The sequence below is a fragment of the Ensifer sp. KUDG1 genome, from assembly GCF_050434285.1.
GTDB lineage: Bacteria > Pseudomonadota > Alphaproteobacteria > Rhizobiales > Rhizobiaceae > Ensifer.
This window is the reverse complement of sequence record NZ_JBNDIG010000012.1, coordinates 178682-205584: the sequence shown is the minus strand read 5'-3', so window position 1 is coordinate 205584 and position 26903 is coordinate 178682. Positions and strand designations below refer to the sequence as shown.

Annotated in this window: 29 protein-coding genes and 2 tRNA genes; 10 read left to right on the top strand and 21 right to left on the bottom strand. The window is 62.1% G+C overall.

Annotated elements, in window-relative coordinates:
• Positions 1-106 precede the first annotated feature (106 nt).
• From M2267_RS26330 to M2267_RS26290, 9 genes are all read right to left on the bottom strand, one after another.
• Complete coding sequence (locus M2267_RS26330) at positions 107-892, bottom strand: ATP12 family chaperone protein (RefSeq protein ID WP_402316744.1); 786 nt, start codon at positions 890-892, stop codon at positions 107-109.
• Complete coding sequence (locus tag M2267_RS26325; protein ID WP_429118623.1) at positions 885-1550, bottom strand: HAD-IA family hydrolase; 666 nt, start codon at positions 1548-1550, stop codon at positions 885-887. Before M2267_RS26325 ends, M2267_RS26330 begins: the two co-directional genes overlap by 8 nt.
• The gene (locus tag M2267_RS26320) at positions 1550-2542 is read right to left on the bottom strand and encodes an RluA family pseudouridine synthase (protein WP_429118620.1); all 993 of its coding nucleotides are present in this window, start codon (positions 2540-2542) and stop codon (positions 1550-1552) included. The genes M2267_RS26325 and M2267_RS26320 overlap by 1 nt, the downstream gene beginning before the upstream one ends.
• Before the next feature lie 214 nt (positions 2543-2756).
• Positions 2757-3134: a fluoride efflux transporter CrcB gene (gene crcB / locus M2267_RS26315; protein ID WP_429118619.1), complete on the bottom strand. Its 378-nt coding sequence runs from the start codon at positions 3132-3134 to the stop codon at positions 2757-2759.
• 74 nt (positions 3135-3208) lie between these two features.
• Positions 3209-4042 (bottom strand): S-formylglutathione hydrolase, encoded by an 834-nt coding sequence (gene fghA, locus M2267_RS26310; RefSeq protein ID WP_429118616.1) that lies wholly within the window; start codon positions 4040-4042, stop codon positions 3209-3211.
• A 24-nt stretch (positions 4043-4066) separates the two neighbouring features.
• Positions 4067-4714 (bottom strand): DUF1345 domain-containing protein, encoded by a 648-nt coding sequence (locus M2267_RS26305; protein ID WP_429118613.1) that lies wholly within the window; start codon positions 4712-4714, stop codon positions 4067-4069.
• A gap of 48 nt (positions 4715-4762) precedes the next feature.
• Entirely contained in the window at positions 4763-5203 is a 441-nt protein-coding gene (locus M2267_RS26300; protein WP_043623348.1) for a YaiI/YqxD family protein, read from the bottom strand.
• 81 nt (positions 5204-5284) lie between these two features.
• The gene (locus M2267_RS26295; protein WP_043623346.1) at positions 5285-6412 is read right to left on the bottom strand and encodes an S-(hydroxymethyl)glutathione dehydrogenase/class III alcohol dehydrogenase; all 1128 of its coding nucleotides are present in this window, start codon (positions 6410-6412) and stop codon (positions 5285-5287) included.
• Between the two features lie 69 nt (positions 6413-6481).
• Complete coding sequence (locus tag M2267_RS26290; RefSeq protein WP_043623403.1) at positions 6482-6877, bottom strand: helix-turn-helix domain-containing protein; 396 nt, start codon at positions 6875-6877, stop codon at positions 6482-6484.
• A gap of 248 nt (positions 6878-7125) precedes the next feature.
• Here M2267_RS26290 and M2267_RS26285 point away from each other — a divergent pair, with 248 nt between their 5' ends.
• Positions 7126-8064 (top strand): DMT family transporter, encoded by a 939-nt coding sequence (locus M2267_RS26285; RefSeq protein WP_429118611.1) that lies wholly within the window; start codon positions 7126-7128, stop codon positions 8062-8064.
• Positions 8065-8070: 6 nt separating this feature from the next.
• Here the strand turns inward: M2267_RS26285 and lipB are convergent, their stop codons facing one another.
• Positions 8071-8790, bottom strand: a complete 720-nt coding sequence (gene lipB, locus M2267_RS26280) for a lipoyl(octanoyl) transferase LipB (protein WP_429118608.1) — start codon at positions 8788-8790, stop codon at positions 8071-8073.
• Positions 8791-8983: 193 nt separating this feature from the next.
• Here lipB and M2267_RS26275 point away from each other — a divergent pair.
• The 3 genes from M2267_RS26275 to M2267_RS26265 all read left to right on the top strand — a co-directional run bounded on the left by M2267_RS26275 (position 8984) and on the right by M2267_RS26265 (position 10954).
• A tRNA-Leu gene (locus M2267_RS26275) sits at positions 8984-9068 on the top strand.
• A 355-nt stretch (positions 9069-9423) separates the two neighbouring features.
• Positions 9424-9508, top strand: a tRNA-Leu gene (locus M2267_RS26270).
• Between the two features lie 264 nt (positions 9509-9772).
• Positions 9773-10954 (top strand): serine hydrolase domain-containing protein, encoded by a 1182-nt coding sequence (locus M2267_RS26265; protein ID WP_429118606.1) that lies wholly within the window; start codon positions 9773-9775, stop codon positions 10952-10954.
• Between the two features lie 51 nt (positions 10955-11005).
• Here M2267_RS26265 and M2267_RS26260 read toward each other — a convergent pair whose 3' ends face one another.
• Positions 11006-11275 (bottom strand): hypothetical protein, encoded by a 270-nt coding sequence (locus M2267_RS26260; protein WP_043624859.1) that lies wholly within the window; start codon positions 11273-11275, stop codon positions 11006-11008.
• Positions 11276-11327: 52 nt separating this feature from the next.
• A complete protein-coding gene (locus M2267_RS26255; protein WP_429118603.1) occupies positions 11328-11837 on the bottom strand; it encodes a peptide deformylase in 510 nt (169 codons plus the stop codon).
• A gap of 322 nt (positions 11838-12159) precedes the next feature.
• Between M2267_RS26255 and mgtE the strand changes: the two genes are divergently transcribed.
• Positions 12160-13581, top strand: a complete 1422-nt coding sequence (mgtE, locus tag M2267_RS26250) for a magnesium transporter (RefSeq protein WP_043624851.1) — start codon at positions 12160-12162, stop codon at positions 13579-13581.
• A gap of 44 nt (positions 13582-13625) precedes the next feature.
• Entirely contained in the window at positions 13626-14039 is a 414-nt protein-coding gene (locus M2267_RS26245; RefSeq protein ID WP_043624847.1) for a MerR family transcriptional regulator, read from the top strand.
• A gap of 79 nt (positions 14040-14118) precedes the next feature.
• Here M2267_RS26245 and M2267_RS26240 read toward each other — a convergent pair whose 3' ends face one another.
• The 3 genes from M2267_RS26240 to M2267_RS26230 all read right to left on the bottom strand — a co-directional run bounded on the left by M2267_RS26240 (position 14119) and on the right by M2267_RS26230 (position 16426).
• Positions 14119-14592 carry a methyltransferase family protein gene (locus M2267_RS26240; protein WP_429118600.1) on the bottom strand — a complete coding sequence of 158 codons (474 nt, stop codon included), beginning with the start codon at positions 14590-14592 and terminating at the stop codon, positions 14119-14121.
• Between the two features lie 3 nt (positions 14593-14595).
• Positions 14596-15603, bottom strand: a complete 1008-nt coding sequence (locus M2267_RS26235; protein WP_429118597.1) for a heparan-alpha-glucosaminide N-acetyltransferase — start codon at positions 15601-15603, stop codon at positions 14596-14598.
• 130 nt (positions 15604-15733) lie between these two features.
• On the bottom strand, positions 15734-16426 hold the full coding sequence (locus tag M2267_RS26230; RefSeq protein ID WP_043624836.1) for a DUF599 domain-containing protein: 693 nt from the start codon (positions 16424-16426) through the stop codon (positions 15734-15736).
• Between the two features lie 738 nt (positions 16427-17164).
• Here M2267_RS26230 and M2267_RS26225 point away from each other — a divergent pair.
• Together M2267_RS26225 and M2267_RS26220 are read left to right on the top strand one after the other, a co-directional pair.
• Complete coding sequence (locus M2267_RS26225) at positions 17165-18565, top strand: L-serine ammonia-lyase (protein WP_429118594.1); 1401 nt, start codon at positions 17165-17167, stop codon at positions 18563-18565.
• 127 nt (positions 18566-18692) lie between these two features.
• The gene (locus M2267_RS26220) at positions 18693-19130 is read left to right on the top strand and encodes a DUF1489 family protein (protein WP_402316781.1); all 438 of its coding nucleotides are present in this window, start codon (positions 18693-18695) and stop codon (positions 19128-19130) included.
• A gap of 180 nt (positions 19131-19310) precedes the next feature.
• On the opposite strand, the gene M2267_RS26215 is transcribed toward M2267_RS26220, so the two are convergent.
• The 6 genes from M2267_RS26215 to M2267_RS26190 all read right to left on the bottom strand — a co-directional run bounded on the left by M2267_RS26215 (position 19311) and on the right by M2267_RS26190 (position 25056).
• Complete coding sequence (locus M2267_RS26215) at positions 19311-19580, bottom strand: hypothetical protein (RefSeq protein WP_034795983.1); 270 nt, start codon at positions 19578-19580, stop codon at positions 19311-19313.
• Positions 19581-19656: 76 nt separating this feature from the next.
• Positions 19657-21189, bottom strand: coding sequence for an SPOR domain-containing protein (locus M2267_RS26210; RefSeq protein ID WP_429118590.1), 1533 nt, complete (start codon positions 21187-21189; stop codon positions 19657-19659).
• Between the two features lie 181 nt (positions 21190-21370).
• The gene (locus M2267_RS26205; protein ID WP_429118587.1) at positions 21371-22105 is read right to left on the bottom strand and encodes a hypothetical protein; all 735 of its coding nucleotides are present in this window, start codon (positions 22103-22105) and stop codon (positions 21371-21373) included.
• Between the two features lie 284 nt (positions 22106-22389).
• Entirely contained in the window at positions 22390-22998 is a 609-nt protein-coding gene (locus M2267_RS26200) for a transglutaminase-like cysteine peptidase (protein WP_043624822.1), read from the bottom strand.
• A 698-nt stretch (positions 22999-23696) separates the two neighbouring features.
• A complete protein-coding gene (locus tag M2267_RS26195) occupies positions 23697-24305 on the bottom strand; it encodes a PilZ domain-containing protein (protein ID WP_192445963.1) in 609 nt (202 codons plus the stop codon).
• Between the two features lie 109 nt (positions 24306-24414).
• Positions 24415-25056, bottom strand: a complete 642-nt coding sequence (locus tag M2267_RS26190; protein ID WP_429118582.1) for a PAS domain-containing protein — start codon at positions 25054-25056, stop codon at positions 24415-24417.
• Positions 25057-25411: 355 nt separating this feature from the next.
• On the opposite strand from M2267_RS26190, the gene M2267_RS26185 reads away from it, so the two are divergent.
• Positions 25412-26143 (top strand): rhomboid family intramembrane serine protease, encoded by a 732-nt coding sequence (locus M2267_RS26185; protein ID WP_429118579.1) that lies wholly within the window; start codon positions 25412-25414, stop codon positions 26141-26143.
• A gap of 262 nt (positions 26144-26405) precedes the next feature.
• A complete protein-coding gene (locus M2267_RS26180; RefSeq protein ID WP_034795965.1) occupies positions 26406-26834 on the top strand; it encodes a CBS domain-containing protein in 429 nt (142 codons plus the stop codon).
• The last annotated feature ends 69 nt before the right edge of the window (positions 26835-26903 follow it).

The window sequence follows — 26903 nt, the reverse complement described above, 5'->3', positions numbered from 1 at the left end:
TTAGCGTACGAGTGGAAGCGCCTTGGCGCTAAAATCTTGAACAAAAGAAACGGGCTGCGCGTCGAGAGACACGCAGCCCGTTTCGTATTCCGTTGATCCGGGTTCGTCAGCGCAGAGCGTCAAGAACCGCGGCGACCGCCTGCATTTCCTGCCAGCGGTTCTCGCGGCGGCGGAAGGCTTCCTCGTCGGTTCCCCAATGCTCGATCTGCCAGTCCTCGTCGACATGCGCAGCCGTCCAGGCTTCTTCGGCTGTCAGACGGCCGGAAGCGAAGGCGAGTGCCAGCAAGGCAGAACCGGTGAGGCTCGTCACCGTGTGGACGCAGGTGAGGCCGAGCGGGGTCGCGAAGGCGCGCAGCCCTTCCGCATAGGCGGAAAGCGCTTCTTCCGGCTGCTCCTGGTGGATCACGCCTTCGGCGAGGATGAAGCGGGCGCCGAGCGTCTGCTGCGCCCAGTCGAGCACCGGGTTCCAGATCTCGTTCTGGCGCGCGACCAGGCCTTCCGGGCTGTCGGCGCGATAGCAGAGCATGTCCGTTCCGGCAAAACGCAGGATATCGTCGAAAACCGAGCGCTGGTCCTTGGCGACGCCGTCAAGTGCGGTGTTGACGATACGCGTGATCGGCATCTTGCCAGGATCGATGACCTCAGCCTGCGCATCCCATTCGGCGGCGAGCATGTCTGCGAGCTTGCGCGTCGGCACGGCAAGCGGCTGCTTTGCCGGCGTGCGCACGGTGCGGCCGTCGAGCAGCACGGCGTGCGTATCGCCTTCCGCGGCTGCGACGCTGACGTCCTTGTAGAAGCGCTTCGGCAGCGGCTTCAGCATCTGGATTTGTGCGCGGCGGACCGGATCCTCGTGGCTCATCGCACCGCTGAGTTCGTCGCGAATATCAGGCATGATTGTGTTCCATCCATTCAATGATGTCGGCCGGCGTCCGGGCAACGAAATCCGCGCCCGCCTCGATGAGGTCGGGAACGGAAGCATAGCCCCAGGCGACGCCGATGGCGGCAGCGCCGGCGGCCTTGGCCATCTGCATGTCATAGATCGCATCGCCGATGACGACCGTATCCTTCGCATCGATGCCGGCTTCAAAGCAGCATTCCGTCACCATGGCCGGATGCGGCTTGGAGGGGCAATCGTCGGCGGTCCGCGACACGAAGAAGATCCGGTCGAATCCGTGCGTCTCGGAAATGTGCGTCAGCCCGCGCCGCGACTTGCCCGTCACCGCGCCGATCAACAGCGCATCGCGCGACGACAGCGTCTGCATCATGTCGGCGATTCCAGGAAACAGAAGCTCCTGGAACCCTGCCTCGGCCCGAACGCCGGCAAAGATCGATTTGTAATGTGCCGTCATCGCCAGCGCCTGATCGTCGACATGTTCGCGGCCGAGCAGGCGCGCAATGGCGATGTCGAGGGTCAGGCCGATGATGCTCTTGGTCGCCGAGAGGGGCGGGCGCTCGAGGTCGAATGCCTCGAAGGTCCGCGCCATCACTTCATGGATCAGGCCGCCGCTATCGACCAGCGTACCGTCACAATCGAAAAGCGCCAGTTTCATCAATCGTCCTCGCCAGGCTCGTTCTCTTCGAAGCCCAGCAGGTTCCAGCTCTGGACCATGTGCGGTGGCAGCGGTGCGGTCACGCGCAGGCGGCCACCGTCCGGGTGAGGAATATCGATATGGCGCGCGTGCAGATGCAGCCGGTTCTGCATGCCGCCGGGCAGGCTCCAGTTGATGTCGGCATCGAAATACTTGGGGTCGCCGAGGATCGGGTGTCCGATGTGCAGCGCATGGACGCGAAGCTGGTGGGTGCGGCCGGTATAGGGCTCCATCTCCAGCCAGGCGAGGTTTTGGGCTGCCTGTTCGCGAATACGGTAGTAGGAAATGGCGTGGTCGGCACCGTCTTCGCCATGCTTGGCGATGCGCATGCGGTCGCCGTCCGGCGTCTGCTCCTTGACGAGCCAGGTCGAGATCCGGTCCTCGCGCTTGCGCGGAACGCCCTTGACCAGCGCCCAATAGGTCTTCTTGGTGTCGCGCTCGCGGAAGGCGGCGGTCAGCTTCTGTGCCGCACCCCTCGTGCGGGCAATCACCAGAACCCCTGAGGTGTCGCGGTCGAGCCGGTGGACCAGACGCGGCTTTTCGCCCTTCTGGTTTGTCCAGGCGTCGAGCATCTTGTCGATATGCCGGTTGACGCCCGAGCCACCCTGAACGGCAAGGCCGGCCGGCTTGTTGAGCACGATCACCTTTGCGTCTTCGTGCAGAACCATGCGCGACAGCAACTCGCCGTCGGGTGAGTTCCTGAGGTCGCGGCCGGCGATCGGCCCGGTCTTGACTTCCTTGGGATCGACCCCGAGCGGCGGAATGCGGATCGTCTGGCCGGGCTGGATCCGCGTGTCGGATTTGGCGCGGGCACCGTCGACGCGGATCTGGCCGGAGCGCAAAAGCTTCTGCAGCGGGCCGAAGCCCAGTCCCGGAAAATGCACCTTGAACCAGCGATCCAGGCGCATGCCCGCCTCGTCACCGTCCACCTGCCTGTGTTCTATGCCTGCCATTTGAGCGAACCTGCCTTCTGTTTGGTCGCAGCGTCGCGCGTCGGTCCGAAGCCCCTGCGTTGGGATGACGCAAAAGAAGAAGCTTCAGGCGCGCAAAGGCTGCCGCAATATTCTCGATGCTGCATGACAATGGCCTCGAAGCGACAACGATTGAAGGACAATGCAGCAATGCGCCGCGTGTCCCATGGATACGCAGCGCCTGTAAGACGAGCCTTTAGACTATTGCGCGCATCAGAGCCAGCCCGCTGAAGACCGCGAGGATCGAAAGCGCGACACTGGCGATGACATAGACGGCCGAGAGCATGACATCGCCGCGCTCGAAGAGCGTGATCGCGTCGAGCGAGAAGGCGGAAAAGGTGGTGTAACCGCCGAGGACGCCGGTGATGAGGAAGACACGCATGTCCGGCGAGGCGCCGAACTTGCGCATGATCACTTCGGCCAGCACGCCGATCAAAAACGAGCCCGTTATATTGACCCCAAACGTGCCCCAGGGAAAACCGGATCCCAAGCGGTGGACGGCCCAAAGACCGACGAGATAGCGCAGCATCGAGCCGATCGCGCCGCCGGCGCCAACGAGGAGAAGTTGGGTCATCAGTCGCTCCGGGTCAAAATTGGCGGCGCAATTCGGCGAAAGTGGCTTCCGCCCGGAATTGCGCCATTCGATGATCAGGCCAGCCGCTCGGCATGCCAGCGCAGATGATCGTCCATGAAAGTCGAGATGAAATAGTAGGAATGGTCGTAGCGTTCGTGCATGCGCAGCGTCAAATCGATGCCCGTGCCCTTGACCGCTTCCTCGAACAGCCAGGGGCGCAGGCCGTTTTCAAGGAAGCTGTCCGCCTTACCCTGATCGATCAGGAAGGCGGGGAAGCGCGCACCGTCCTTGACGAGCGCGCAGGCGTCATATTGGCGCCAGGCGGCGCGGTCCGCGCCCAGATACTTCTCGAAGGCGCCGACCGACCAGTCGGCGGTCGAAGGTTCGACGATCGGGGCGAAGGCCGAGCAGCTCTTGAAACGGTCCGGGTTCTTGAGCGCGATGGTCATGGCGCCGTGACCGCCCATCGAATGGCCGAAGATACCCTGGCGGCTCATGTCCATGCGGAAGTGCTGGCTGACGAAGGCGGGCAGTTCCTCGGTGATGTAGCTGTACATCTGGTAGTGCTCGGCCCAGGGCGTTTCGGTGGCATCGAGATAGAAGCCTGCTCCCTTGCCCATCTGCCAGTTCGTCAGTTCGTCGGGAACATCCGTACCGCGCGGGCTGGTATCCGGGCAGACGACGATCAGCCCGAGCTCGGCGGCCATGCGCCGGTATTCGCCTTTCTCCATGACGTTTGCATGCGTGCAGGTAAGGCCGGAGAGATACCAGAGCACCGGCCGCGGTTCGCTGATCGCCTGCGGCGGCACGAAGACGGCGAAGGTCATCTCGCCCTTGCAGGCCTCGGACTCGTGCGAAAAGACGCCCTGCATGCCACCGAAGGCGGTGTTTTGCGAAAGGACTTTCATGGGATGCTCCTTGGATAAAGTTGCTCAGCCGGCAAGCTGCACGGCCGCGTTGACGGCGGCGGCGACGAGCACGGTGTTGAAGAAGAACGAAACGATGGCGTGCATCAGGTTGATGCGCCGCATGGCGGTCGTGGTGATGGCGACGTCGGATGTTTGCGCCGTCATGCCGATGACGAAGGAAAAATAGAGAAAATCGTATCCGCCGGGCTCCGGCGTGCCTGGAAATTCGAGGCCGCGGCCCGGCTCTGACGTCTGCTGGTCCTGGTTCGCGATCCAATAGGCATGGGCATAGTGCATGGCCGCCATCATGTGGATCGTTGCCCAGCCGAGCACGACGGAGGCGAAGGCGAGGCCGAGCGCCAGCGCCGAGCCGGACTTCTCGCCGTTCAGCGCGAAAAACAGGGAAACGAGCGAACTCGCTGCTGCCCCGAACGTCACGAGCAGGATCACGACCTCGGGCTCGTCGGTGTTTCGGGCATGGGTCTTCAGATGCCGGCCGGTCATCATTCGCAGTCGCCGCCAGCACATGACGAGATAGACGCAGAAGAAGGTGATCGCAGCCCCTTCAAGGGCGAAACGCTGCGCCACGAACCAGAGGACGGGCACGCTTGCGAGCGCGCACAGAATGGCGGCGTAAAACGGCCAATGCCTAAGCTTCGTCGTCGTTGCCATGCTAGTGCCCCTGCGGTGGCGGGCCCCATGATCCCGCCCGTTGCGCGGTCATTTTTTCGACTGCCGCGCGAGTCGGTCAAGGGTTTCGAGGAAAGCGGAACGATCGCGCGGCGTGAAGGCGGCGTTGTAGCCCTTGCTTTCGCCGGTCTCGCGCAGGTGCTGTCCGAGATCGCGCATCGCAGAGGCCATGCCGATATTGCCCTTGTCGAAGACCCGGCCGGAGGGGCCGGTGACGAGCGCGCCGGCGGCAACGCAGCGAACGGCAAGCGGAACATCGGCGGTAACGACGATATCGCCCTCGTGCGCCCGTTCGGCGATCCAGTTGTCGGCCGCGTCGAAACCTGCCGAGACAATGACATTGTGCACCATCGGGTCGCGCGAAGGGCGCAGGCCCGAATTGGCGACCAAGGTCACCTCGATCCCGTGGCGCTCGGCCACTTTCAGGATTTCGGTTTTCACCGGGCAGGCGTCTGCGTCGACATAGATCATCTTGAATCAACTTCTCAACGGGACTGAAAAAGGCGCCGGAAATCAATCGTCTCCGGCGCCTCTTTGAATCAAAATAACAGCTTAGTAGAGAACGACCGAGCGGATGCTCTCGCCCGAATGCATCAGTTCGAAGCCCTTGTTGATGTCTTCGAGCGGCATGGTGTGGGTGATCATCGGATCGATCTGGATCTTGCCTTCCATGTACCAGTCGACGATCTTCGGCACATCGGTGCGCCCGCGTGCGCCACCAAAGGCGGTGCCCATCCAGGTGCGGCCGGTAACCAGCTGGAACGGACGGGTGGAGATTTCCTGACCGGCGCCGGCAACGCCGATGACGACCGACTTGCCCCAGCCGCGATGCGAGGCTTCGAGCGCCTGGCGCATCACCTTGGTGTTGCCGGTGCAGTCGAAGGTGTAGTCAGCGCCGCCGATCTGGTCGGCTCCACGCTTGGTCATGTTGACGAGGTAAGGCACGATGTCGTCGCCGACTTCCTTCGGGTTGACGAAGTGGGTCATGCCGAAGCGTTCGCCCCAGGCCTTCTTGTCGTTGTTGAGGTCGACGCCGATGATCATGTCGGCGCCGGCAAGACGTAGGCCCTGGATGACGTTGAGGCCGATGCCGCCGAGACCGAAGACGATCGCAGTCGCACCCATTTCCACCTGTGCGGTGTTAATGACGGCGCCAATGCCGGTCGTCACGCCGCAGCCAATGTAGCAGATCTTGTCGAACGGCGCGTCCGGGTTGACCTTGGCAACCGCGATCTCCGGCAGAACCGTATAGTTGGCGAAGGTCGAGCAGCCCATGTAGTGGTGAATCTTGTCCTTGCCGATCGAGAAGCGCGAGGTGCCGTCCGGCATCAGGCCTTGCCCTTGCGTCGAGCGGATCGCGGTGCACAGATTGGTCTTGCGAGACAGACACGACGGGCAGGAGCGGCACTCGGGCGTATAAAGCGGAATGACATGGTCGCCCTTCTTCACCGAGGTGACACCCGGGCCGACGTCGACGACGATGCCGGCGCCTTCATGGCCGAGGATCGCCGGGAACAGGCCTTCCGGGTCCGCACCCGACAGGGTGAAATCGTCGGTGTGGCAGATGCCTGTGGCCTTTACCTCGATCAGGACTTCGCCGGCCCGCGGGCCTTCGAGCTGAACCGTCATGACCTCAAGCGGCTTGCCTGCCTGAACGGCAACGGCGGCGCGTACATCCATCTATTTTCTCCTTGGACTGAAATGACTTCGGGCCGCCAGAACGGCGGCCCCACGTGGAATCGCAATGGGTTATCGAATGTTCTGTTGAACGCGATTGAGTTCCATCTCAAGTGCGGCGATCGCCTTGCCGGTCTGTTCGTGCAGCTTCTTGACGAGGGCGAGCTGCTCGCGCAGGCCGTCCTTCTCGTCGTCTGCGTCGGCATCCGGTGCGCGGCCGAGCCCGGCGATCAGCCAGGCCGGGGTGACGCCCAGCACGCCTGCGAGCATGAACAGCCGGTTGGTGCGAGGTTCGGCCCGATCCCGTTCCCAGGCCGCGATCGTCTCCGTGCGCACACCGAGCTGGTCGGCCAGTTCCTTGGCGCTGAGATTGGCGGCGTCGCGCGCCCTCCAGATGCGCCCTCCCAGCGTATCGCCGTCGCTGGTGTCGCGCAGGCGGGCAATCATCGTTTCGGTGGACAAGCGCATGGACATCTCCTTTGCCACGGTCACGTTCAAAGGTCCCGGGCCTCAGGCGGCAGAGCGCCGACCTTTGCGGTCCGGGGCGGAAGATTGTCGTGAGCTTATAGGCATTTGGGCGGCGAGGGACCACCCCGAAGCGCCAAAAACACTGTCAATTGCGGCTAGGGCGCGGATAGTTCTTTTCCCGTCGCATCTTCGGCCGTTGAAAACCAAGGCATAGGCTCTAATCTGCGGCGGCCACAGGAGCATGCCCCATGACAGACGCCCGAACCGCGACCACCGAACACACCGACACGGTGATGCAGGGCGTCGCCATCATGCTCTTTGCGATGGTCATCCTGCCGGGCATGGACGTGATTGCGAAGTACATGGCCGTCTATGAGGGCATGTCGCCGGGGCAAGTGACCTTCTACCGCTTCTTCTTCCAACTGGTGGCGACGCTACCGTTGCTGCTTGGCGCCGGCGGCCTGCAGGCGTTGAGAGCAAAGCGGCCCTTCGCCAATCTGCTGCGCGGCGTGCTGCTGGCGACTGCGGCCTTGTTCTTCTTCATATCGGTGAAGTACATTCCGCTTGCCGACACCTTCGCCATCTACTTCGTCGAACCCTTCATCCTGACCTGCCTTTCGGCAGCGTTCCTCAAGGAAAAAGTGGGTTGGCGGCGCTGGCTCGCCATCGTCGTCGGTTTCGGCGGAGCAATGATCGTCATCCAGCCGAGCTTTGCCGCTTTCGGCCTGACCGCGCTGTTGCCGGTTGCCTGCGCATTCGTCTTTGCCTGCTATCTGCTGCTCAACCGGGCTGTCGGCACCGGTGACTCGCCGCTGACGATGCAGACGATTGCCGGCATCGGCGGCACATTGACGATGGCACTGGTGATCCTGATCGGTAACGGCATGGGTAGCGCCGATTTCGTGCCGTCGCTACCGAAGTCGCCGCTTGGCTGGATGCTGGTGGTTATTCTCGGCGCGCTCTCAGGCTACGGCCACCTGCTGGTCGTCAAGGCGTTCCGGGCAGCACCCGTCTCGCTGCTGGCGCCGTTCCACTACTTCGAGATCGTCACGGCGACGGCGCTCGGTTATCTCATCTTCGGAGATTTCCCGTCGCTCTCGAAATGGCTCGGCATCGCCATCATCGTCGGCTCCGGCCTGTTCATCATCTGGCGCGAGCGGCAGGTGGGACGTCGGGCGTCGAACTGAGTGGGCTCAGGCCGCGTCGTTCGTCGTCGGGCCGAACACGGTCTCGAACGCCTCGCGCAGGCGGATGTCGACGTCCGGCATCATCACCGGCAGGCCAAGGTCGACGAGGCTGGTGACACCATAACCGCGGATGCCGCAGGGCACGATGCCGCCGAAATGGTCGAGGTCCGGATCGACGTTGAGCGCAAAGCCGTGGAAACTCACCCACTTGCGCAGGCGGATGCCGATCGCGGCGATCTTGTCTTCCGACATGGAGCCGTCGGGCAGGGCGGGCTTTTCCGGGCGCCGCACCCAGACACCGACCCGGTCTTCGCGCCGCTCGCCCCGGACATTCATCGAATCGAGCGTGGAGATGACGACGCTTTCGAGTGCTGCGACGAAGGCGCGGACATCCTGCTTCCGGCGCTTGAGGTCGAGCATGACATAAACGACGCGCTGGCCCGGGCCATGATAGGTGTATTCGCCGCCCCGGCCGGTGGCAAAGACCGGAAAACGGTCGGGCATGACGAGATCGGCGGCGTCGGCGCTGGTGCCGGCCGTATAGAGCGGCGGGTGCTCGACCAGCCAGACCAGTTCATCCTTGGTGCCGGCGGCAATCGCCGCGGCTTCCTGCTCCATCAACTCGACGGCCTGCGGATAATCGACCAGTTCGGAGGCAATCCGCCAGCGAACCGGGGGTGATTCCGGAGGGGCAAACATGTCCTGGCTCAGATTTTCGCGCTGCATTCGCTCGGCATTCCTGTTTTTTAGAGCCTGTACATGGGATGGCGCGCGGCAAGAGTCCAGCGTTTCCGGGGCTCCTCGGGCGGGCTGTTGAAATAGTTTCGTTTCCCGTCAAATTTCTGTCGTGATCCTCTTGTGCCCCCAAGGGGCTTTTGCTACATGCAGCCCCGTCGACGCAAGTCGGCCCTACCACGATGCGGTCGTGGCGGAATTGGTAGACGCGCAGCGTTGAGGTCGCTGTGGGGCAACCCGTGGAAGTTCGAGTCTTCTCGACCGCACCAAAAAAACCCGGCTTCGGCCGGGTTTTTTGTTTTTAATCCTGGTGTTAGCCAAATTGGGATTTCTGCCTGGGCGCAACCGGTGCATCCCTTTGCCTTCCAGTCCACATCAAGCATTGGAATAGGGGTGTGTCGGCCGTCGCTCATCTTGCGCGCACACCAAAAGAACCGCCGGCGATCCCGTCGTGGCCGTTCGCGGGGCTAAAATACACCCGCCGAACGCGGTCTCTTTGCGTCCCATCGTGAATGCTTCGGACGGTCCGTCGCCATCTTTCAATTTGTCCACAGCCATCCCTTGTGCACTCAAGGGGCTTTTGCTACATGCAGCCGCGCCGGCGCAAGTCGGCCCTACCACGATGCGGTCGTGGCGGAATTGGTAGACGCGCAGCGTTGAGGTCGCTGTGGGGCAACCCGTGGAAGTTCGAGTCTTCTCGACCGCACCAAATACCCGGCTTCGGCCGGGTTTTTTGTTTCAAATCCATGTTTAGCTGCCCCGTTCTGGCGTGCTCCGGTCGCCGGAATCGTGATGCCGTGCGGTAATCGGAATCTCACTGGTCTCGCGCTGAGTAGCCGACAGCTCTCTATTTCCATGGCCGACAGAAAATGGCTTGGGTCGCCCTTTGGTGCTAGGGTTTCCACGGCGGTTCGACGTGAAAAGTGGCACGCCTGCCGCGCCTGTCGAAGCCTTGGCTATGCGGGAGGTTCCTTTGTCCGGCGATCTCAAGACTCGTGCCGATGCAATCCTCAATGCCGCGGTTCGTTCCGCCGATGGCGTGCCAGGCGTTGTCGCGATCGCGACGGATCGACAGGGCAATTTTTACGAGGGCGCGGCCGGAACGCGCTCTTTGGCTGGCGCGACGGATATGACGGCCGACAGCGTCTTTGCGATCTTCTCGATGACGAAGGCGATCACGGCGATGGCCTGCCTGCAATTGGTCGAGGAGGGCAACCTTGATCTCGACGCTCCCGCCAGGCAGTACGCGCCCGAAATCGGTACGCTACAGGTGATCGAGGGGTTTGATCCCGCGGGGAATCCGAAACTCCGCCCGCCCAAACGAGACATCACCACGCGCATGCTGCTCCTGCACACGGCGGGCTTTGGCTATGACTTTTTCAACGAGACCTATGCCCGGTTGGCACGTCAGCATGGGCAGCCGAGCGTGATCACCGCATCCCATGCATCCATCCGGACCCCTTTGCTTTTCGATCCCGGCGACGACTGGGAATATGGGAGCAGCCTGGACTGGGCCGGGCAGGTCGTTGAGGGCATCACCGGCAAGCAGCTTGGCGCCGTGATGACGGAGCGCATCCTCGAACCGCTTGGCATGGAGGACACCGGCTTTGCCTTGACGCCGTCCATGATCTCCCGTGTGGTCACGCTACATCAAAGGGACGATGCCGGACGCTTGTCGCCGCGGCCTGATTTCAGGCTCCCGCAAGATCCGGAGGTCCAGATGGGCGGGCACGGTCTCTATTCGACGGCTGTCGACTACGCCAAATTTATCCGCATGTGGCTCAACGCCGGGATGTCTCCCGGCGGTCGCGTGCTGAAGGCCGAAACCGTCGAAATGGCGGAAAGGAACGGTCTCGGAGAAAAGAAAGTCAAGAAGCTTCCAGGGGTGATCAAAAGCCTGTCGCACGACGCCGAATTTTTCCCCGGGATGCCGAAGTCCTGGGGGATAAGCTTCATGATCAACGATGAAGCAGCGCCGACCGGGCGGCCCGCCGGCGCATTGGCCTGGGCGGGGCTTGCAAACCTCTATTACTGGATAGACCGGAAAAACGGTCTCGGCGGCCTGTGGGCAACACAGATACTGCCCTTTGCCGATCCAGCTTCGTTCGGGAGCTATCTCGAATTCGAAACGGCGGTTTACGCGGCTCGAAGTTGATAGCGGCGACGGGCGGCAGAGGTCGCTGCGCCCGTGCGCCGCTCATTCGTATCAGTTGTTGCCGGCAGGTCCGCTCTGGTCCATGCGGCGTCGGACGAGCTTGTAGGTGCGGTCGGGCTGGACTTCATAGGTCTCGTAGACCATCTGGCCCTCATACATGAAGCGGTTCTGCACCATGGCGCCGGGTGAGGCTTGTGTCTTTCTGTTGGCAGCGTTTTCGCCATAGGTCAGGCTCTGGGGCAGGGGCTCGAGATTTTGCTGGGCGCTGTTGCAGCCGGCAAGCACGAGGAGGCCGATGACGGCGAGATAGGTCGGTTTCATGGTTCGGTCCTTGGTGACTATGATTTGATGTTGCGGGCAGGGAACCGGTGCGCTAACCGCGCGCCTGCTCCCTGGTCAGCTTTTCGAACTTCTTGATGGCGCGATCGCGCTTCAGGCGCGAGAGCCGTTGTGTCCAGAAGATGCCGTCGAGCTGGTCGATTTCGTGCTGCAGGCAGATGGCCATGAAACCGTTGGCCTCCTCCTCGATCGTCTCGTCGGCAAGCGTCTGGTAGCGGACGCGAACGGCGTTCGGGCGCTCGACTTCCTCCAGGATGCCCGGCATCGATACGCTGCCTTCGGTGTGGGTTGCCTTCTCGTCGCTGTGCCAGATGATTTCCGGATTGACGAAGATCCTGGCGCCGCTGTCGCGATCGAGCTCGATCACCGTCACGCGCTCCAGGATGCCGATATGCGGCGCGGTGATGCCGACGCCGGGGGCGGCTCGCATCGTGTCGAGAAGGTCCGCGGCCAGCGCCTCGAGCGCCGGGTCGAACCGGGTGATCGTCTCCGCCTTCCGCGCCAGCAGCGGATTGGGAAAGCGGACAATGGGGCGAATGGCCATCAGATCTTCCTTGGCGACGCCAAATGCGTATTGCGCTGCCGATATCTCGACTGAAGTGCTAGCCGATCGCGCGGGCGATGTCGACTGTGTCGAGATGCAGCCGGTTTTTCATGTATTTGCAACAGCTTGAATAAATCTGTTGTTGCGGCTCGCCGGGTGGTATCTGTGCTGTGGACCTCGGCAGGGCTTTGCGCTAGCAGGCTGTAAGGCCCAAATTCCCGTCCGTGGCGGCGGGTGAGGTCCAGGCAACCGTCAGTGGACGCATTCTTTCCGGCTTGCGAGGTGGGCGGCCGGGAAGCAGCAAATCGTTTCGAGGGCGCGCATGAGCAATACTGGCGACGAAGACCGCGGCTCGGAAGACGTCAAGGCCTTTGACGGCTCGGACATTTATGCCGACGACGGTTCTATCCGCTCCGATTTTCTCATGCATGTCGGCGCGGCAATCGCCGATCGCGATACGATCTACCTGCGCCAGCATGTCGCCGGCCTGCACTCGTCGGAAATGGGCGACCTGCTCGAGGCCATCCAGCCCGATCAGCGCCTTGCACTGGTTTCGCTGCTCGGCAAGGAGTTCGACCTTTCGGCACTGACGGAGGTCGACGAGGCCATCCGTCTCGACATCGTCGAGCACATGCCGAACGAACAGATCGCCGAGGCCATCGGCGAGATGGATTCGGACGATGCGGTCTACATTCTGGAAGACCTGGACCAGGAAGACCAGGACGAGATCCTGGCGAAGCTGCCATTTACCGAGCGGGTTCGCCTCCGCCGCTCGTTGGATTATCCCGAAAGCACGGCCGGTCGGCGCATGCAGACCGAGTTCGTGGCGGTGCCGCCGTTCTGGACCGTCGGTCAGACGATCGACTACATGCGCGAAGACGAGGACCTGCCCGAGAGTTTCACGCAGATCTTCGTGATCGATCCGACCTTCAAGCTGCTCGGCGCGATGGACCTTGACCGTATCCTCAGAACCAAGCGGTCGGTTAAGGTCGATGCGATCATGCACGACACCAGCCATGCCATTCCGGCCGAGATGGACCAGGAAGAGGCGGCCCAGCTGTTCGAGCAATACGACCTTCTTTCGGCGGCCGTGGTCGACGACAACGGCCGGCTCGTCGGCGTGCTCACCATCGACGACGTCGTCGACGTCATTCAGGAAGAAGCCGAAGAAGACTTGCTGCGCCTGAGCGGCGTCGGCGACGAAGAACTTTCGGACTCCGTCGGGGAGGCATCGCGCTCGCGCGTGCCGTGGCTGTTCATCAATTCGATGACCGCCTGCATCTCCGCTTCGGTCATCGGCCTCTTCGACGCGACGATCCAGCAGATCGTGGCGCTCGCCATCCTGATGCCGATCGTTGCGGGCATGGGCGGTAATGCCGGATCGCAGACGATGACTGTCACGGTGCGCGCGCTCGCAACCCGGGGTCTCGACATTCACAACGCCCCGCGCATCATCCGGCGTGAAGCGGGTGTCGGGCTGCTCAACGGCATGATCTTCGGCACGCTGATCGGCCTTCTTGCCGGTCTCTGGTTTCAGGACCCGAACATCGGCGGCATCATTGCGACTGCGATGCTGATCAACATGATGGCTGCCGCCCTTGGCGGCATCCTCGTGCCGCTCTGCCTCGATCGCTTCGGCGCCGACCCGGCGGTCTCTTCCGCCGTCTTCGTGACGGCCATTACCGATATTACCGGCTTCTTCAGCTTTCTCGGCATCGCCACCTGGTGGTTCCACGTTACGTAACGCGGCGTGTTGTTTGACTTTTACGTCAAGGTCAACGATAGTGCATGTGCAGGAACACATGGAATGGCAGCGTGAATAAATACTATAGCATCACCGAATTGACGCGGGAATTCGGCATTTCCACCCGAACGCTGCGCTTCTATGAGGACGAGGGCCTCATCCATCCGGAGCGCCGTGGCCGCACGCGCCTGTTCCGGCCGGCTGACCGGCGGCTCATCCAGGAGATCCTGCGCGGACGACGCATCGGCTTCACCATCGCCGAGATCCGTGAAATCATTCAGGTCTACAAGGACCCGCCTGGCGAACTCGGCCAGCTTCAGCTGCTGATGTCGCGCGTCGAGGAAAAGCGCGAAGAGCTGCGCCAGAAGCGCAAGGACATCGACGATACGCTGACGGAACTCGACAATGTCGAGGAGGCATGCCTGACGCGTCTGGCCGAAATCGGCGTCGGCACCTAAGGTTCGCTGGTTTATCTCTGGATATTTTGAAGGGTAGCGTTCGCGCTGCGCTTTTTGCTGCGCGCAGCCGCGCCTGGGCTCAGATCCAGCGGCTGGTATGCCGGCAGTAACGCTCGAACTCGAAACCGAAGCGCGACAGCAGGTGTCGCTCCTCGTTGCGGATGGCAAAAAGCGTCGTCAGCATGACCGCTGTGATCGCCGTGATGAAGAACCAGGGATTGAGCGTCGCCAGACCAAAGCCGATCATCATCAAGGTGTAGCCGAGATAAATCGGGTTGCGGGTGAAGCGGAACGGCCCGTAGGTGACGAGGCAGGTTGCCGACCGAGAGGGAAGGACGGCGGTGTGGCGGTCGAGCAGCGTCTTGACCGCCCAGAGATCGAGCCAGACGGCGACGACCATCAGGATGCCGCCGCTGATCCAGGGAAACCAACCGTGGCCATGGGCGACGGGAATGGGAAAATGTCGCGCCAGGATGAGCGCCGCAAGAGTGGCGACCCCATAGAGCAGGGCCGGCCATGGGAAGTTCAGCGGCTTGGCACGATAGGCATTCATGTCCTAGTCCCCTGATTGCACGTTCATTGTGCATTGCTGTGCGATTCGCGCAATGCGTTCATCGGTGCTGACGTTGATCTCTCCCCTGTTCAGACTGTCGAACAGGTTCTGTTCCACCAGACGGTCGAGCGTGCAGCCGCAGAAGCTGTCGCACGGCACAGCCGGATTGCCCTGGTTGCAGGCCGCAACGCAATTGCTGCGATAGGCTTCCTTGGGATCCGGCAGTGTCGGCGGAGAGATCAGCGAGAAGAGATAGACCAGTCCGATGAGCACGGGCTGGTGAATGAGGTATATGGCCAGACTGTGACGGCTGCCGAAGACGAGGGCCGTCATCCACAGCCGCCCCTTGCCATCTGTGGAAGGCCGGCTTGCGAGCGCGGACACTAGCCGCGCGTGGAAGAGCTTGGCGGTACCTAGGCCGAGCAGGAACGGCCCGAGCCACGGCAACAGCGGCACGTAGTCGTTGGAGCGCGGTAGCGTTTCCGACAGGCCGACCCACCAGAGCCAGGGGGCATCGAAGATCGGCGATCGCAGATAGAACGGGGCTGCGATGGCGGCGGCGGCTGCGGCGAAGGAAACGACGGCAGGAAGCCTGAGGAAAATCAGGCCGACCAGGCTTGCCGCGGCGATCGCATGCAGGATGCCGAAGAAGATGAACGTGTCCGGGAAGGCGAAATACGTGGCAATCGTGATCAGTGCTGCGGCGCCGGCAATCTTGGCGAAACGGCGCAGGAACGCATCGATGCGGATCGTCGGCCATTGCCCGAGCACGAGGCTGTAGCCGGCAAGAAACAGGAAGCTGCTGGCAATCAGCCGCGCAAAGATCTTCCAGCCGCCGGTGCCGGCGGTGCCTGCCGCGACATAGCCGAAGAACTCGAGGTCCCAGACGAAGTGATAGGTCGCCATGGCAAGCAGCGCCACACCGCGCGCGACATCGATGAAGGCGAGCCGCCTGCCTGTCGGTTTTGCGGGGGTCTCTGCTGCCGGTGCGGTCACATGAATATCGGACATGGGCATTCGCCATCCTGTTGGCGTGAGGAAGAGTGGCAGGCCTGGCTTGCGCCAGGCACGCGTCCTTGATTGCTGATGGAACGTTGTGGCTGCAAGTCGCCGCCGTTCGGCGCGCCGGGCGCGCGGATCGTCAGGGTGTTGCGTCCTGGAGGAGCGCCGACCGCGCTTCCGAGAAGAACTGTCTGCGGGTCAAGACGAAGATGACGAAGACGGTGAGCGCCACGAACACATAGGGACTGATGAACCAGCCGAGATAGCCGATCGACAGGAAGATCGCCCGGAGACCGGCGTTGAAATGCTTGGCGGCGAGCACGTTCATGCGGATCGCCCGCTCGGCTGCCTTTTCCGCCGCGTGCCGATCCCGCTGCATGTCGGCGGTCATCGGGATGCCGCCCATCAGGATCGAGCAATAGTTGAACAGCCGGTAGGACCAGCCGAACTTGAAGAAGGAGTAGCCGAACAGGCAGGTAAGGCCGCCGACCTTCAGTTCGAAGGCCGTGCGCCCGCCATGGAAGACATAGGGCATGTCGGCAAAGATCATCTGCGCCTGTTCGGTCGCGCCGAGCAGCGCGAAGCAGCCGCCAAGCGCGAAGATGGTGGTCGAGGCGAAGAAGGCGGTGCCGGCCTGCAGGCCCGCGATGATCTGCGTGTCGATCATCTTCAGGTCGCGGTTGAGAGAATTGCGGATCCAGCGGCCGCGATGCTCGTTCATGAGACGGGTGAGACTCACGCGCTTGAAGCCGCGGGTGCCATCGGTCGCCCAGCTGAAACCCGCCCAAAGCAGGATAAACACGACAAGTGCTATGTAATCTTCGAAGGTCATACACGTGTTTTTGGCATGGCTTTTGGAAATTGCAAGGTGGCCGGGGCGGCGTCTGAATCGGCGACGCGTCAACTACTGTGATGAAAATGCGGCGGAATTTCTCTTCGCCTCTGCCGGGGAATTGAGGGGTTTTCACCAGGATCGTGTGGAGGAGCGCCGAAGCGGGACACTTTTCCGCCACATTCCCCCATTGCGCATTTACGCTTTCTTCAATATGCATGGCCCCAGACGCGGGCGCCTACTGTGCTGCCCGCGGCCGTTGAGAGTGTTTCGGAGACATCATGGACAATACAATTCAGAAGTCTTGCTGGGGCGTGACTGCTCGCGCCGTAGCTGGTTTCGCTGGCGTTCTTGTTCTTGCTTATCTTTTCGGCGGCCTTTGATATCTAGTTTCTAGACAAGTCCACTGATTGACGGCGCGGCTTCCCAAGAGCCGCGCCGTTTTTGATTCCGGGCTACGGCTTGCCGCAACATACGCGGGCGACGATGTCGCATGGATGCGATCGAATGTCGGTTGACCGCCTGAGCGCCGGCCATGGGATCGCTTAGGCTTCGTTCCTATATCTGCTGGTGAATGTCCTTAAATCGGCACCGATCTGAGGATAAAATCGTTCAGTGAATATGAGGATACGGCGCCGGTTCGCATGGACCATGAAGCGTGGTATCGAGGCAATCGTGAATGCGGCGGCGGGCGATCATGCCCGTGCGTCGCGGGTCAGTCTCCGGGGCAGGCAGCTTATGTTTCTTTCCGTCTTCGACGTGTTCAAGATTGGTATCGGGCCTTCGAGCTCGCATACGATGGGGCCGATGTCGGCCGCCAATCGCTTTCTCGATCTCATCCTTTCCGATGATTGGCCGCGTCCGTCCCACGCCACCGTCGCCGCCATCAAGGTGAGTCTGCACGGTTCGCTCGCCCATACCGGCATCGGCCATGGAACGGGCAGGGCGGTGATCCTCGGTCTGGTCGGCGAGCGCCCGGATCTCGTCGATCCGGATCGCATGGATGCCCTGATCGACGAAGTCGAACGCACGGGCCGCATTACGCCGCCGGGCCATCCTTCCTACGAGTTCCAGCCGAAGACCGATCTGATCTTCGACAAGAAGGTGCCGCTGCCCGGCCATGCCAACGGCATGTCGTTTTCCGCCTTCGACCGTGACGGCCGGCTGCTGTTGAAGCGGATCTACTATTCGATCGGGGGCGGCTTCGTCGTGACCGACACGGAACTGGAGGCCATGCGCGCCTCGAAGAACAAGGCGACGGGCGTCAAGGTGCCGTTTCCGTTCTCCTCGGCACAGCAAATGCTGGATATGTCTGCGCGCTCCGGCCTGACGATCGCGCAGATGAAGCGGGCGAACGAAGAGGCGACGATGTCGCCGGACGAACTGAACGCCGGGCTCGACCGCATCTGGGGCGCGATGAGCAACTGCATCGACAGGGGCTTGAGCCAGGACGGCATCATGCCCGGCGGCCTGAAGGTTCGCCGCCGCGCCCGCTCGATCCACGACAAGCTGCAGCAAGAGTGGCGTTCCAACAAGGCCAATCCACTGCTCGCCAACGACTGGCTGAGCGTTTACGCGATGGCGGTCAACGAGGAGAACGCTGCCGGCGGCCGCGTCGTCACCTCGCCGACCAACGGTGCCGCGGGCGTGGTGCCGGCGACGATCCGCTATTACATGCATTTCCATGACGATGCCGACCAGGAAGGCATTCGCGACTATCTGCTGACGGCTGCCGCGATCGGCGGCATCATCAAGCACAATGCCTCGATTTCCGGCGCCGAGGTCGGCTGTCAGGGCGAGGTGGGCTCGGCGTCCGCGATGGCGGCGGCCGGCCTTGCCGCCGTCATGGGCGGGACTCCGGAGCAGATCGAAAATGCCGCCGAGATCGCGCTCGAGCATCACCTCGGCATGACCTGCGATCCCGTGGCGGGCCTCGTGCAGGTGCCCTGCATCGAACGCAATGCGCTTGGCGCGGTCAAGGCGGTAACGGCCGCCTCCCTGGCGCTCAAGGGTGACGGCAAGCATTTCGTGCCGCTCGACGCCTGCATCGAGACGATGCGGCAGACGGGCGTCGACATGAACGAGAAGTACAAGGAAACCTCGACCGGCGGTCTAGCGGTCAACGTCGTCGAGTGTTGAGTCCTGCAAGCTTGCAGGCCTCATGAAGCCCGAGCGTCGGTGCATCGACCGGACGTGTTGCGGTGATTGTGGATGAACGATGTCTGGCCGCTTGACCGCAACGGCCGGACGGGTGTTCAAAAAAGCCATGTCTCTACATCTCATAAAGCTCTGCGTTGGAGCGGAATCGATCGAGGACCTGCGCGAATGGGTTTCGCGCAAGGCGATGGCCGCCATGGCCGCTGGCCTGGAGCCGCACTCGTTCCACACGACGCGCATGGTGCCCAAGCGCGTGGAGGAGTTGCTGGAAGGCGGCTCGCTCTACTGGGTGATCAAGGGCAGCGTGCAGGCGCGCCAGCCGCTCATCGGCATCGAGACCTTTACGGACGGTGAAGGCATCGGCCGCTGCAATCTGCTGCTGGGTCCGGAAGTGGTCGAGACGGAACTGCAGCCGCGCCGTGCGTTCCAGGGCTGGCGTTACCTGACCGACAAGGACGCCCCGCGCGACCTGGCATCGCTCTCGGGCGGCGGTTCCGAGATGCCGCTCGAATTGCGGCGCGAACTGGCGGAACTCGGACTTCTCTAGAATTCCTGTGCCGCGGGTATTTTGCTGAGCCCTTTGCGATCGTGCGGCAACCAGCGTGTTCCTTGTAAGTAGTGCCCGCTTGCGCACTTTACCGTGGGCGAAGCGGCTTCACCCAGGCCGCACCATCATCCAGCCATAAAGCAAAAAGGCGGCCGTAGCCGCCTTTCGAACTGTGGATGTTCAGGTGATCCGCATCTTCAGCGGATGGCGCCGGTTCGGCGCCGTCACGTGAAGGTGGATACCGGCGCGTGGCTGCGTCGAACGCCAGGCACGCGCCCCGTGCGTCAAGAGCATGCCGACGAGATCGCGTGTCTTGGCCTTCGATCGATTGAGGCCGAGATCGGCGATGCGCATGGCCGCCTCGTGCAGGGGGTGCAGATTGATGCGCGACGGTTTAGCCCGTCGCCCCGGCAGCGGGGTGACACCCGGAACGTTCTCGTTCATTGCCATGTTTAACCTCGTTACGCTGTACAAATCCGAGGAAGGCGGCCGAAAAACAAACACATCCGGCCGCCAAATTTCGTCGTTACTGCTGGCTGGCCCAGCAGGAGATGCCTTTCTTCTTCAAGGCCTTGCAGGCGTTGACTGCGGAATTCTGGTCGTCGAAGCCGCCGAAGCGGGCGCGGTACACCTGGCCGAAGGCAACGGTGAACGGCTGCGCGTTGCGAAGTGCCTTGCCGCCCTTGTCCTTGGCGTTGCCGAGCAGCGTCATGGCCTGGTCCTTGTCCGGCGTGGCACCGATCTGGATCACCCAGCCCTGCGGCTGCGCCGGCATCGGCTCGGCCTTTGCGACTTCGGCGGGCTCTGCCTTGGCGGCAGCCTCTGCCTTCTTCGGCACGGAATGGGTGATCTGCGTGTCGACCATGGCTGCGGTTGCAGGCTGGCGAAGCTTCAGGCTCTGCGCGTCAAGCGTGTTGGGAACGATCTTCGGGGAAAGGACAGGGTTGTCCGATGCGCGCTTGTTCCCGGCATAGGCCATCTGCACGCTGCTGGCGCTTTCACCATTGTAGCGGAAGTCCGGAACGGGACCGGTGTTGGGCAGGTCGTGGCCCGTGGCGACGGCCGCGACGACCGGCGTCTCGGCATCGGGCGCTGCGGCTGCAACCTGGGTCTCTTCTGCCGGAACCGGAGTCGGCTTCGTCTCGGCAATCAGGTTGCCGTTGCCGCGACGCGACGCGTCCGGCATGTACTTCGCGACCAGGCGGCGCATCTGTGCATCGCGGCTCGCGCCCGAGGTGCCGCCCATGACGACGGCGACGATGCTGCGACCGTCAATCTGGGCCGAGGTCACGAGATTGAAGCCGGAGGCGCGGGTGTAGCCGGTCTTGATGCCGTCGACGCCGCGCACATTGCCGAGCAGGCGGTTGTGGTTGCCGATGGTCTGCTTGCCGAAGCGGAAGCTGCGGGTGGAGAAATAGTCGTAATACTGCGGGAAATGCTGGCGAAGCGCGAGACCGAGGCGAGCCTGGTCACGTGCGGTCGTGCGCTGTTCCGGATTGGGCAGGCCGTTGGCGTTGCGGTAGGTCGTGCGTGTCATGCCGAGCGCGCGCGCCTTGTTCGTCATCATGCGGGCGAAGCGCTGCTCCGAGCCGCCGAGATACTCGCCAAGCGCCGTGGAGGCATCGTTGGCCGACCGGGTGACGAGCGAAAGGATCGCCTGTTCGACGGTAATCGACTGGCCGGCGCGCACGCCGAGCTTCGACGGCGGTTCCGCGGACGCGTTCTTCGAGAAGGGAATCTGCGTGGACTTGCTGATCCGGCCGGCTTCGAGTGCCTCGAAGGTGAGGTAGAGCGTCATCATCTTGGTGAGAGACGCCGGATAGCGCAGTTCGTCGGCATCCTCGCCATAGAGGATCTTGCCGGTCTTGGCATCGACGACGATGCCCGAATATTTGGGATTGGCGTAGGTCGACGCCGCAAAGCCGGGCAACACAAAGGCGACCGAGGCAATGGTGCCTGCCAGGACGACCCGCTTTACCATCTTTGAAAGAGCGCCGAACGGGCGCTTCGCGAGATCAAAAAAACCGGTTTGGGACACTACGCTGCTCTTTATTCTCATGTCATGGGGTTGTCCGGACGCCGCCTCCGGGAACGACCGTTCTCGAGACAGTATCGGCATAGCGTTACCAATCGGTTTATGATGAATGATTGGTTTCCGGAATCGGACGCATTCGTACAAAGACAATTCCGGTATAGCGCAATGGCGCGGCGACTGCCTCGACCACATCAGTTGGACGAAATCAGGGCACGATTCGGCTTTTGATGAAAGCCGTTATCGCGTCGTCGATCTCCTTCCACCGCGGCAACAGTTTATTGGCAAAGCGGTAGAGCACCACGAGGTCCTTGCCGGCATGAATGTCGCGCTGGCAGTCGGCGCTCGTCGATATGGTTTGTGCGTCGGATTTCAGGCAGCGCACCACGTAGGGCGCCTGGCCTGTCCGCTCCGCAGTATAGAAGACTTCGCCCGCATAGCTGGAGGCAGCTTTGGTCGCGTGCAACTGTAGTCCGTTCGGCCCGGGGGACGGAGCGCCGTCGAAGACTTGCGTGTAGATCGGCTCCAGCCGGCCCGACATGTCGCGGGACATGGTGCTTTGCGAAATCTGCAGGAAGATCAGATTTTCAGGTGCGTCGACGTCGTTGAAGAGGTCGCGGTTTTCGTCGCTGTAACCTTCGAGGCCCGGCCATGCCAGGTAGACGTCGACACGCCCGACGATTGAAGTGGCACGTTGCGCCTCGAAGCGGATCATGTTCGCCGGCAGCCGCAGGTGATCCTGTCCGATGAAAATATCGTAGGTCTCGCGGCTCGCAGTGTGGCCGGCGAGAGCAAGGTTTTCGCCGAACCATCGTCCCGCGAAGGCGATTGCCGCCGTCAGGGCCGCGAGCATAACGACGATCGCCGTCACCCGATAGACGAAACGGGTGGAGAGAAGTGGCCGGAGTTCCGGTTCGTCTATCCCGTTTGGAGAATTGCTCATCGTGGCCGTCCCGTCGCGTTGGCCGCGCCCAAGTCGAGTGTCGACCCCTTGGCTCGTGGCAGGCCGAACTGTGGCGGAGGCCGCTTGCCCGACGCTGGTCGAAGACGGTTAACTTTCGATGAATGCCCTGTGCCTGCAATTACCCGGGGAGGTGAGGCCGCATAAAAAACGGCCGGTTCCGAGGGACACGGAACCGGCCGAGGCTCGGTCTGGACGGGGAAAGTGACTGACCGAGACCCGTTGGGAGGCATCCGCCGGGTGGCGGCCCGCCTGTGTTTCGGATCTTACTGTGTGCGAACGCTACCGACGGCGACGGTGCGGCCGTCCTGAAGCTTGACCCAGCGGCCGGAATGTTCGGTCGATTGGCGCTTGAGGTAGGTGTATTCGGTATCCGACCACAGCAGCACCTTGTTGCGCATGTTGTCGAGGATGAAGTCACCGCGGTCGGTGCGAACGGTAAGGACGGCATGGCCGTCGCCATTCGGCTGCAGCACGACGGTGATCAAAAGGTCGGATGCGGAGAAGCCGCTTTCGATCAGCTTGCGGCGCTTCAGGAGGACATAGTCTTCACAATCGCCGACGGTTTCCGGATAGGACCACTTCTCTTCGACGCCATGGATTTCCATGTCGGTCATTGGGGTGATCGCCTGGTTGACGTCGTAGTTGATCTCGAGAATTTTCTGCCAGCCTTCGCGGGTCAGCACCATCGGGCCGCGATCCTTGCCGTTGGAGGTGCACTCCGACGCATAGATCTTGCAGAACTCGTAGTGGCCGATCGGCGGGTTGGTGGAGCCGGTCACGACCATGTTGGCCGTAAGAGCCTGGGCCGTGCCGAAAAGGCCGCCGGTGAAAAGGACCGCAATCGCGATCAGCTTGGTGATTGTCTTGAGCATGATTGTCTCCCCGTTATGGTTCGACAATGGCACAGACGGTTTTATCGCTCGCGAACTTGCGAGCTAAAAACAAGTACAAATGAAAGTCGTATAAGAATAAAACAAGAATAGAATTTTATTTGTATTTGAATCGAATTTGAATCAAATTTTATCTATTTCAGCTTCCTTCGTAGATGGAGATGTAATTTGTTAAGTAATCAACCATCTGTATTTACTTGGTTTTATGAGGGGAAGGCCGTCGGGTTTTGCAAAAGTCGCGGTGCGGGCGCGGCGGGAAACGCGGATTTTCCGTGTCAGCCCACGGCTCTTCCGGAGACTTTTGACTTGAAATATGCGTTTTCGCTGGAATTCTACCGGAAAAAATATTTGCAGACGGCGAATGCGTTTGCGTGTTGCGCCGCACCTGTCTCGAAATGACCCAGGCGCAGGTGCGGCGTGTCGCTGCCTGCGAAAACCGCTCCGGTTGTCGCCGCTCATCCTGCGCGTGCGGGCTCGGGGACGTAGGGCTAAGTGCGTGCGCTTCTGGCGCGTTCGCTCGGGCGCGGTCGGGCGGAGCGCGTTGATGCAGGAGCGGGGGCGTTGCTGCACAAGAGAAGCACGAACACGGCTTCAGGCCGGGTGCATGGATGGCGGGACGGTCGGGCTATGCGCCTTGCCCCATGCAAGGCGATCGGGCGACGAACGGCGCAGGCGCGCGGTTAGAGGAATTCGGTCAGCGCTTCACGGGACTGGATACCCGAGAACTCGATGGCGCAGCCTTCCTGGAAGTGACGGACGATCCGACCCTTCATGTTGCCGAGGAGAATGGCGGTGCCGATCGGCGGACGGTTCTCGATGTCGACGGCGGCACCGGACAGCGAAAGGTCGATGATGCGGCACGGGAACTTCTCGCCGGTGTCGAGCGTCAACTCGGTCACCGTCTTGCGCGGCGCAAGGCGATCGTGGCGGCGGTCTTCCGGCAGGCCGAGCTCGTGCTTGTTGGCGATCCAGGTGAGCTGGGCCGCGAGCTTCTCGCGCTTGCGCTCGGTCGCGTTGAGCTGGATGACGAAAGCGCCGTCGGCGATGCGCGACACGGTCCCTTCGAGGCGCCCGACGTGATCGACATAGGCGATGATGCGTTCGCCGGCGCGCGGCTGGGCCGGCGAGGAAAGCAGGACGTCGCCGGGCGACATGTCGATGGCCGTGCACTCGAACTCGTCATGATTGGCAAGCATCAGCCGCCCCGCCAGATTCACGGAAACGCGCTGGAACGCACCTTCGTGGTGCGGTTTCGGAGCGGTATTCTGTGCGTGCTGAAACGAGAACATGATGACTCTGTGGCGACATAGCTTGGCTGGCGGAGATTAGCCTTTTCAAGTTAATAGAAGGTTCGTCCTCCGGTTGGTCCAGGGCGTCATCTCGGCACAGCGCTCCGGATCAGTCTCGGCGGCCGCCTTCGAGAATGCGGAGATGCCCGAACTGGCGGAATTCGCTCGAAAATGCGCTCGCGACCGGCGATTTTGCAACGGTACCGCTCGGTTGCTGGGCTTCCTCTTCGCGAAAGACGGCGGTGCGGTCGGGGTCGAGAACCTTCATGCCCGTCGCGTCGAGACACTCGATCGCGGTTGCATGCAACCAATACGGGCGAGAAAGCGGTGAGAGGGCGCCAAGGACCCGGTCGCTTTCTCCTTCGCTAGAGGCCAGCGGCAAGAGCAGGGTTTCGATGTCGACCTCCCGCGCGTCGGCGGTGCGGCCCTTGGCCGAAAGCACCAGCGGCACACGGTGCGTCATGACCTGGCCGGTGATGCGGTGCGTTTTCGCCGCCTGGCTTCCGAGCCACAGCATACCGAATTGCCGCCCGCGCAGCTCCTGGCCGAAGAGGGCGCACACCTGGGTTCCCGCCAGGCGAAACGAGATGCCGGCATTGCGGTCGCGCTCGAGAATGAACAGGTTCGGCAGCAGCATTCTGATATCCGAGGGTTCAAGCTCGTCGCGGCGCGGAAGCTCGCGCTTCCCGCGAATGGTGTTCCAGTATCGGAAAAGCTCCGTCGTCGTATTGCTGCGCATCGCTTCGTTCATTCCATTCCTGCGGCCCGGTGTGTCCCGGTTCGGGACATCTTCGGCCGTGCATTGCGGTTCTGAGGATTAAGGAGCGAAAACCGTGCCAGCCGGAAATTAAGGTTAACAAACGGTTTCCGTTGCAGTGGGCCGCCGCAACTGGCAGGGGAGGACATCACTTTACGAAGCGTTGTCTTCGGCACTTGAACTGGAGCTCGGATCTGAGCTTGGCGACCGTTCAGTTTTTGCTGGACGGTCTTTTTTTGTTTGCTTATGGCTGGTCGCCCCAATTCCAGTCCTAATTCCGGCGATGCCATGCCATCGCCGCGATCGAGCAGGAATGTGTGGACCGCATTGAGAGGAGAGAGCAGCAACCATGGAACGAGATCAGACGGCGACGCCACCGGAAGCAGAGCGCGAGAGCGCCGCGAGCCCGGCGCGCGAGCCGGCCTTTAATCTGCCGGCGGGGCTGACTTTCATCCTGCTGATTCTGATCGCAATCCATGTTCTGCGAACCTACGTGCTGCCGCCGGCGATCGATCAGGAGATCATCTTCAATTTCGCGTTTCTCCCGGCGCGTTACGATCACCCTCTGGCGGAGCAGGGGCTTGCGTGGCTGTGGAGCCCCGTCACCTACTCCTTCCTGCACGGAAGCTGGGAACATCTGATCTTCAACATCTTCTGGATGGTTGCCTTCGGTGCGCCGGTGGTGCGGCGGATCGGCATGGGGCGCCTCGCCGTGTTCTGGTGCCTTTCGGCGGCGGCCGCCGTCGCGCTGCATACGGTCTTTCACTGGGGGGAAATGATTGTCGTCGTCGGCGCTTCTGGCGTGGTGTCCGGATTCATGGGCGCTGCCGCACGCTTCGTCTTCTCGCCGAGCGGACGCATCAGCCGGCAGTTTGCCCATCTCAATCGCCGGCTCGACGTCGGTGAGGCGCTGGCCAACCGCTCGGTCGTGGTCTTCGCCGGCATCTGGTTTCTGACCAACTTCCTGATCGGCCTTGGCATGTTTACCCCGGGCGCGGCGGGCAGCGTCGCCTGGGAAGCGCATATCGGCGGCTTCCTCTTCGGCTTTCTGCTGTTCAGCCTTTTCGATCCGCGCGACTGACGGAGCGAAAGATCGGCGGACGGCGCTTGTGAGCGCTTGATTTCCCCAAGGCGCTGGCGCACCATTTGTTACGGTCGCCCGTGATCGAAAGACAGGGCGGCCCGTGTAGGCCGGGTATCGAATGCCATCCGCGTCTGAGGAGCACGCGCGACGGCTTTCGCAAGCGGCCAGGGTACAGGTTCCATCGCCCGACCGTACCGCACGTGAGATGGCTGGACCTTTCCCCTGCCGACCCGGTGTTGTCGCAACGGGAGATGTGCGCATGTCAGTAAAAGCCATACTCGATGAAAAGGGCCGGAATGTCGTAACGGTCGGCCCTCAGATGACAGTCCAACAGGCTGCCATCCTTTTGCGTGACAATCATATCGGTGCGGTCGTCATCCTCGACGCGGACGATCAGATCGCAGGCATCCTCACCGAGCGCGACATCGTCGCGGCGATTGCCAAGCAGGGCTCGACCTGTCTCGAAAGACCGGTAGCAGCGGTCATGTGGCAGAATGTCTACTGCTGCACCGAGGATATGTCCGTGCAGACCCTGATGGAAATGATGAGCAAGCTCAGGGCCCGCCACCTGCCGGTCGAAAGAAACGGCCAACTCGCCGGCATCGTCTCGATCGGTGACGTGATCAAGCATCACATCCGCGCCATCGAGCACGAGACCGAACAGATCAAGGCCTATATCGCTGGCTGACGGGAAAGGGCGGCATTCCGCCGCCCTCTTAATCCCCTGGGGGCCGCGAGGCACCCTTGTGTTCATCAT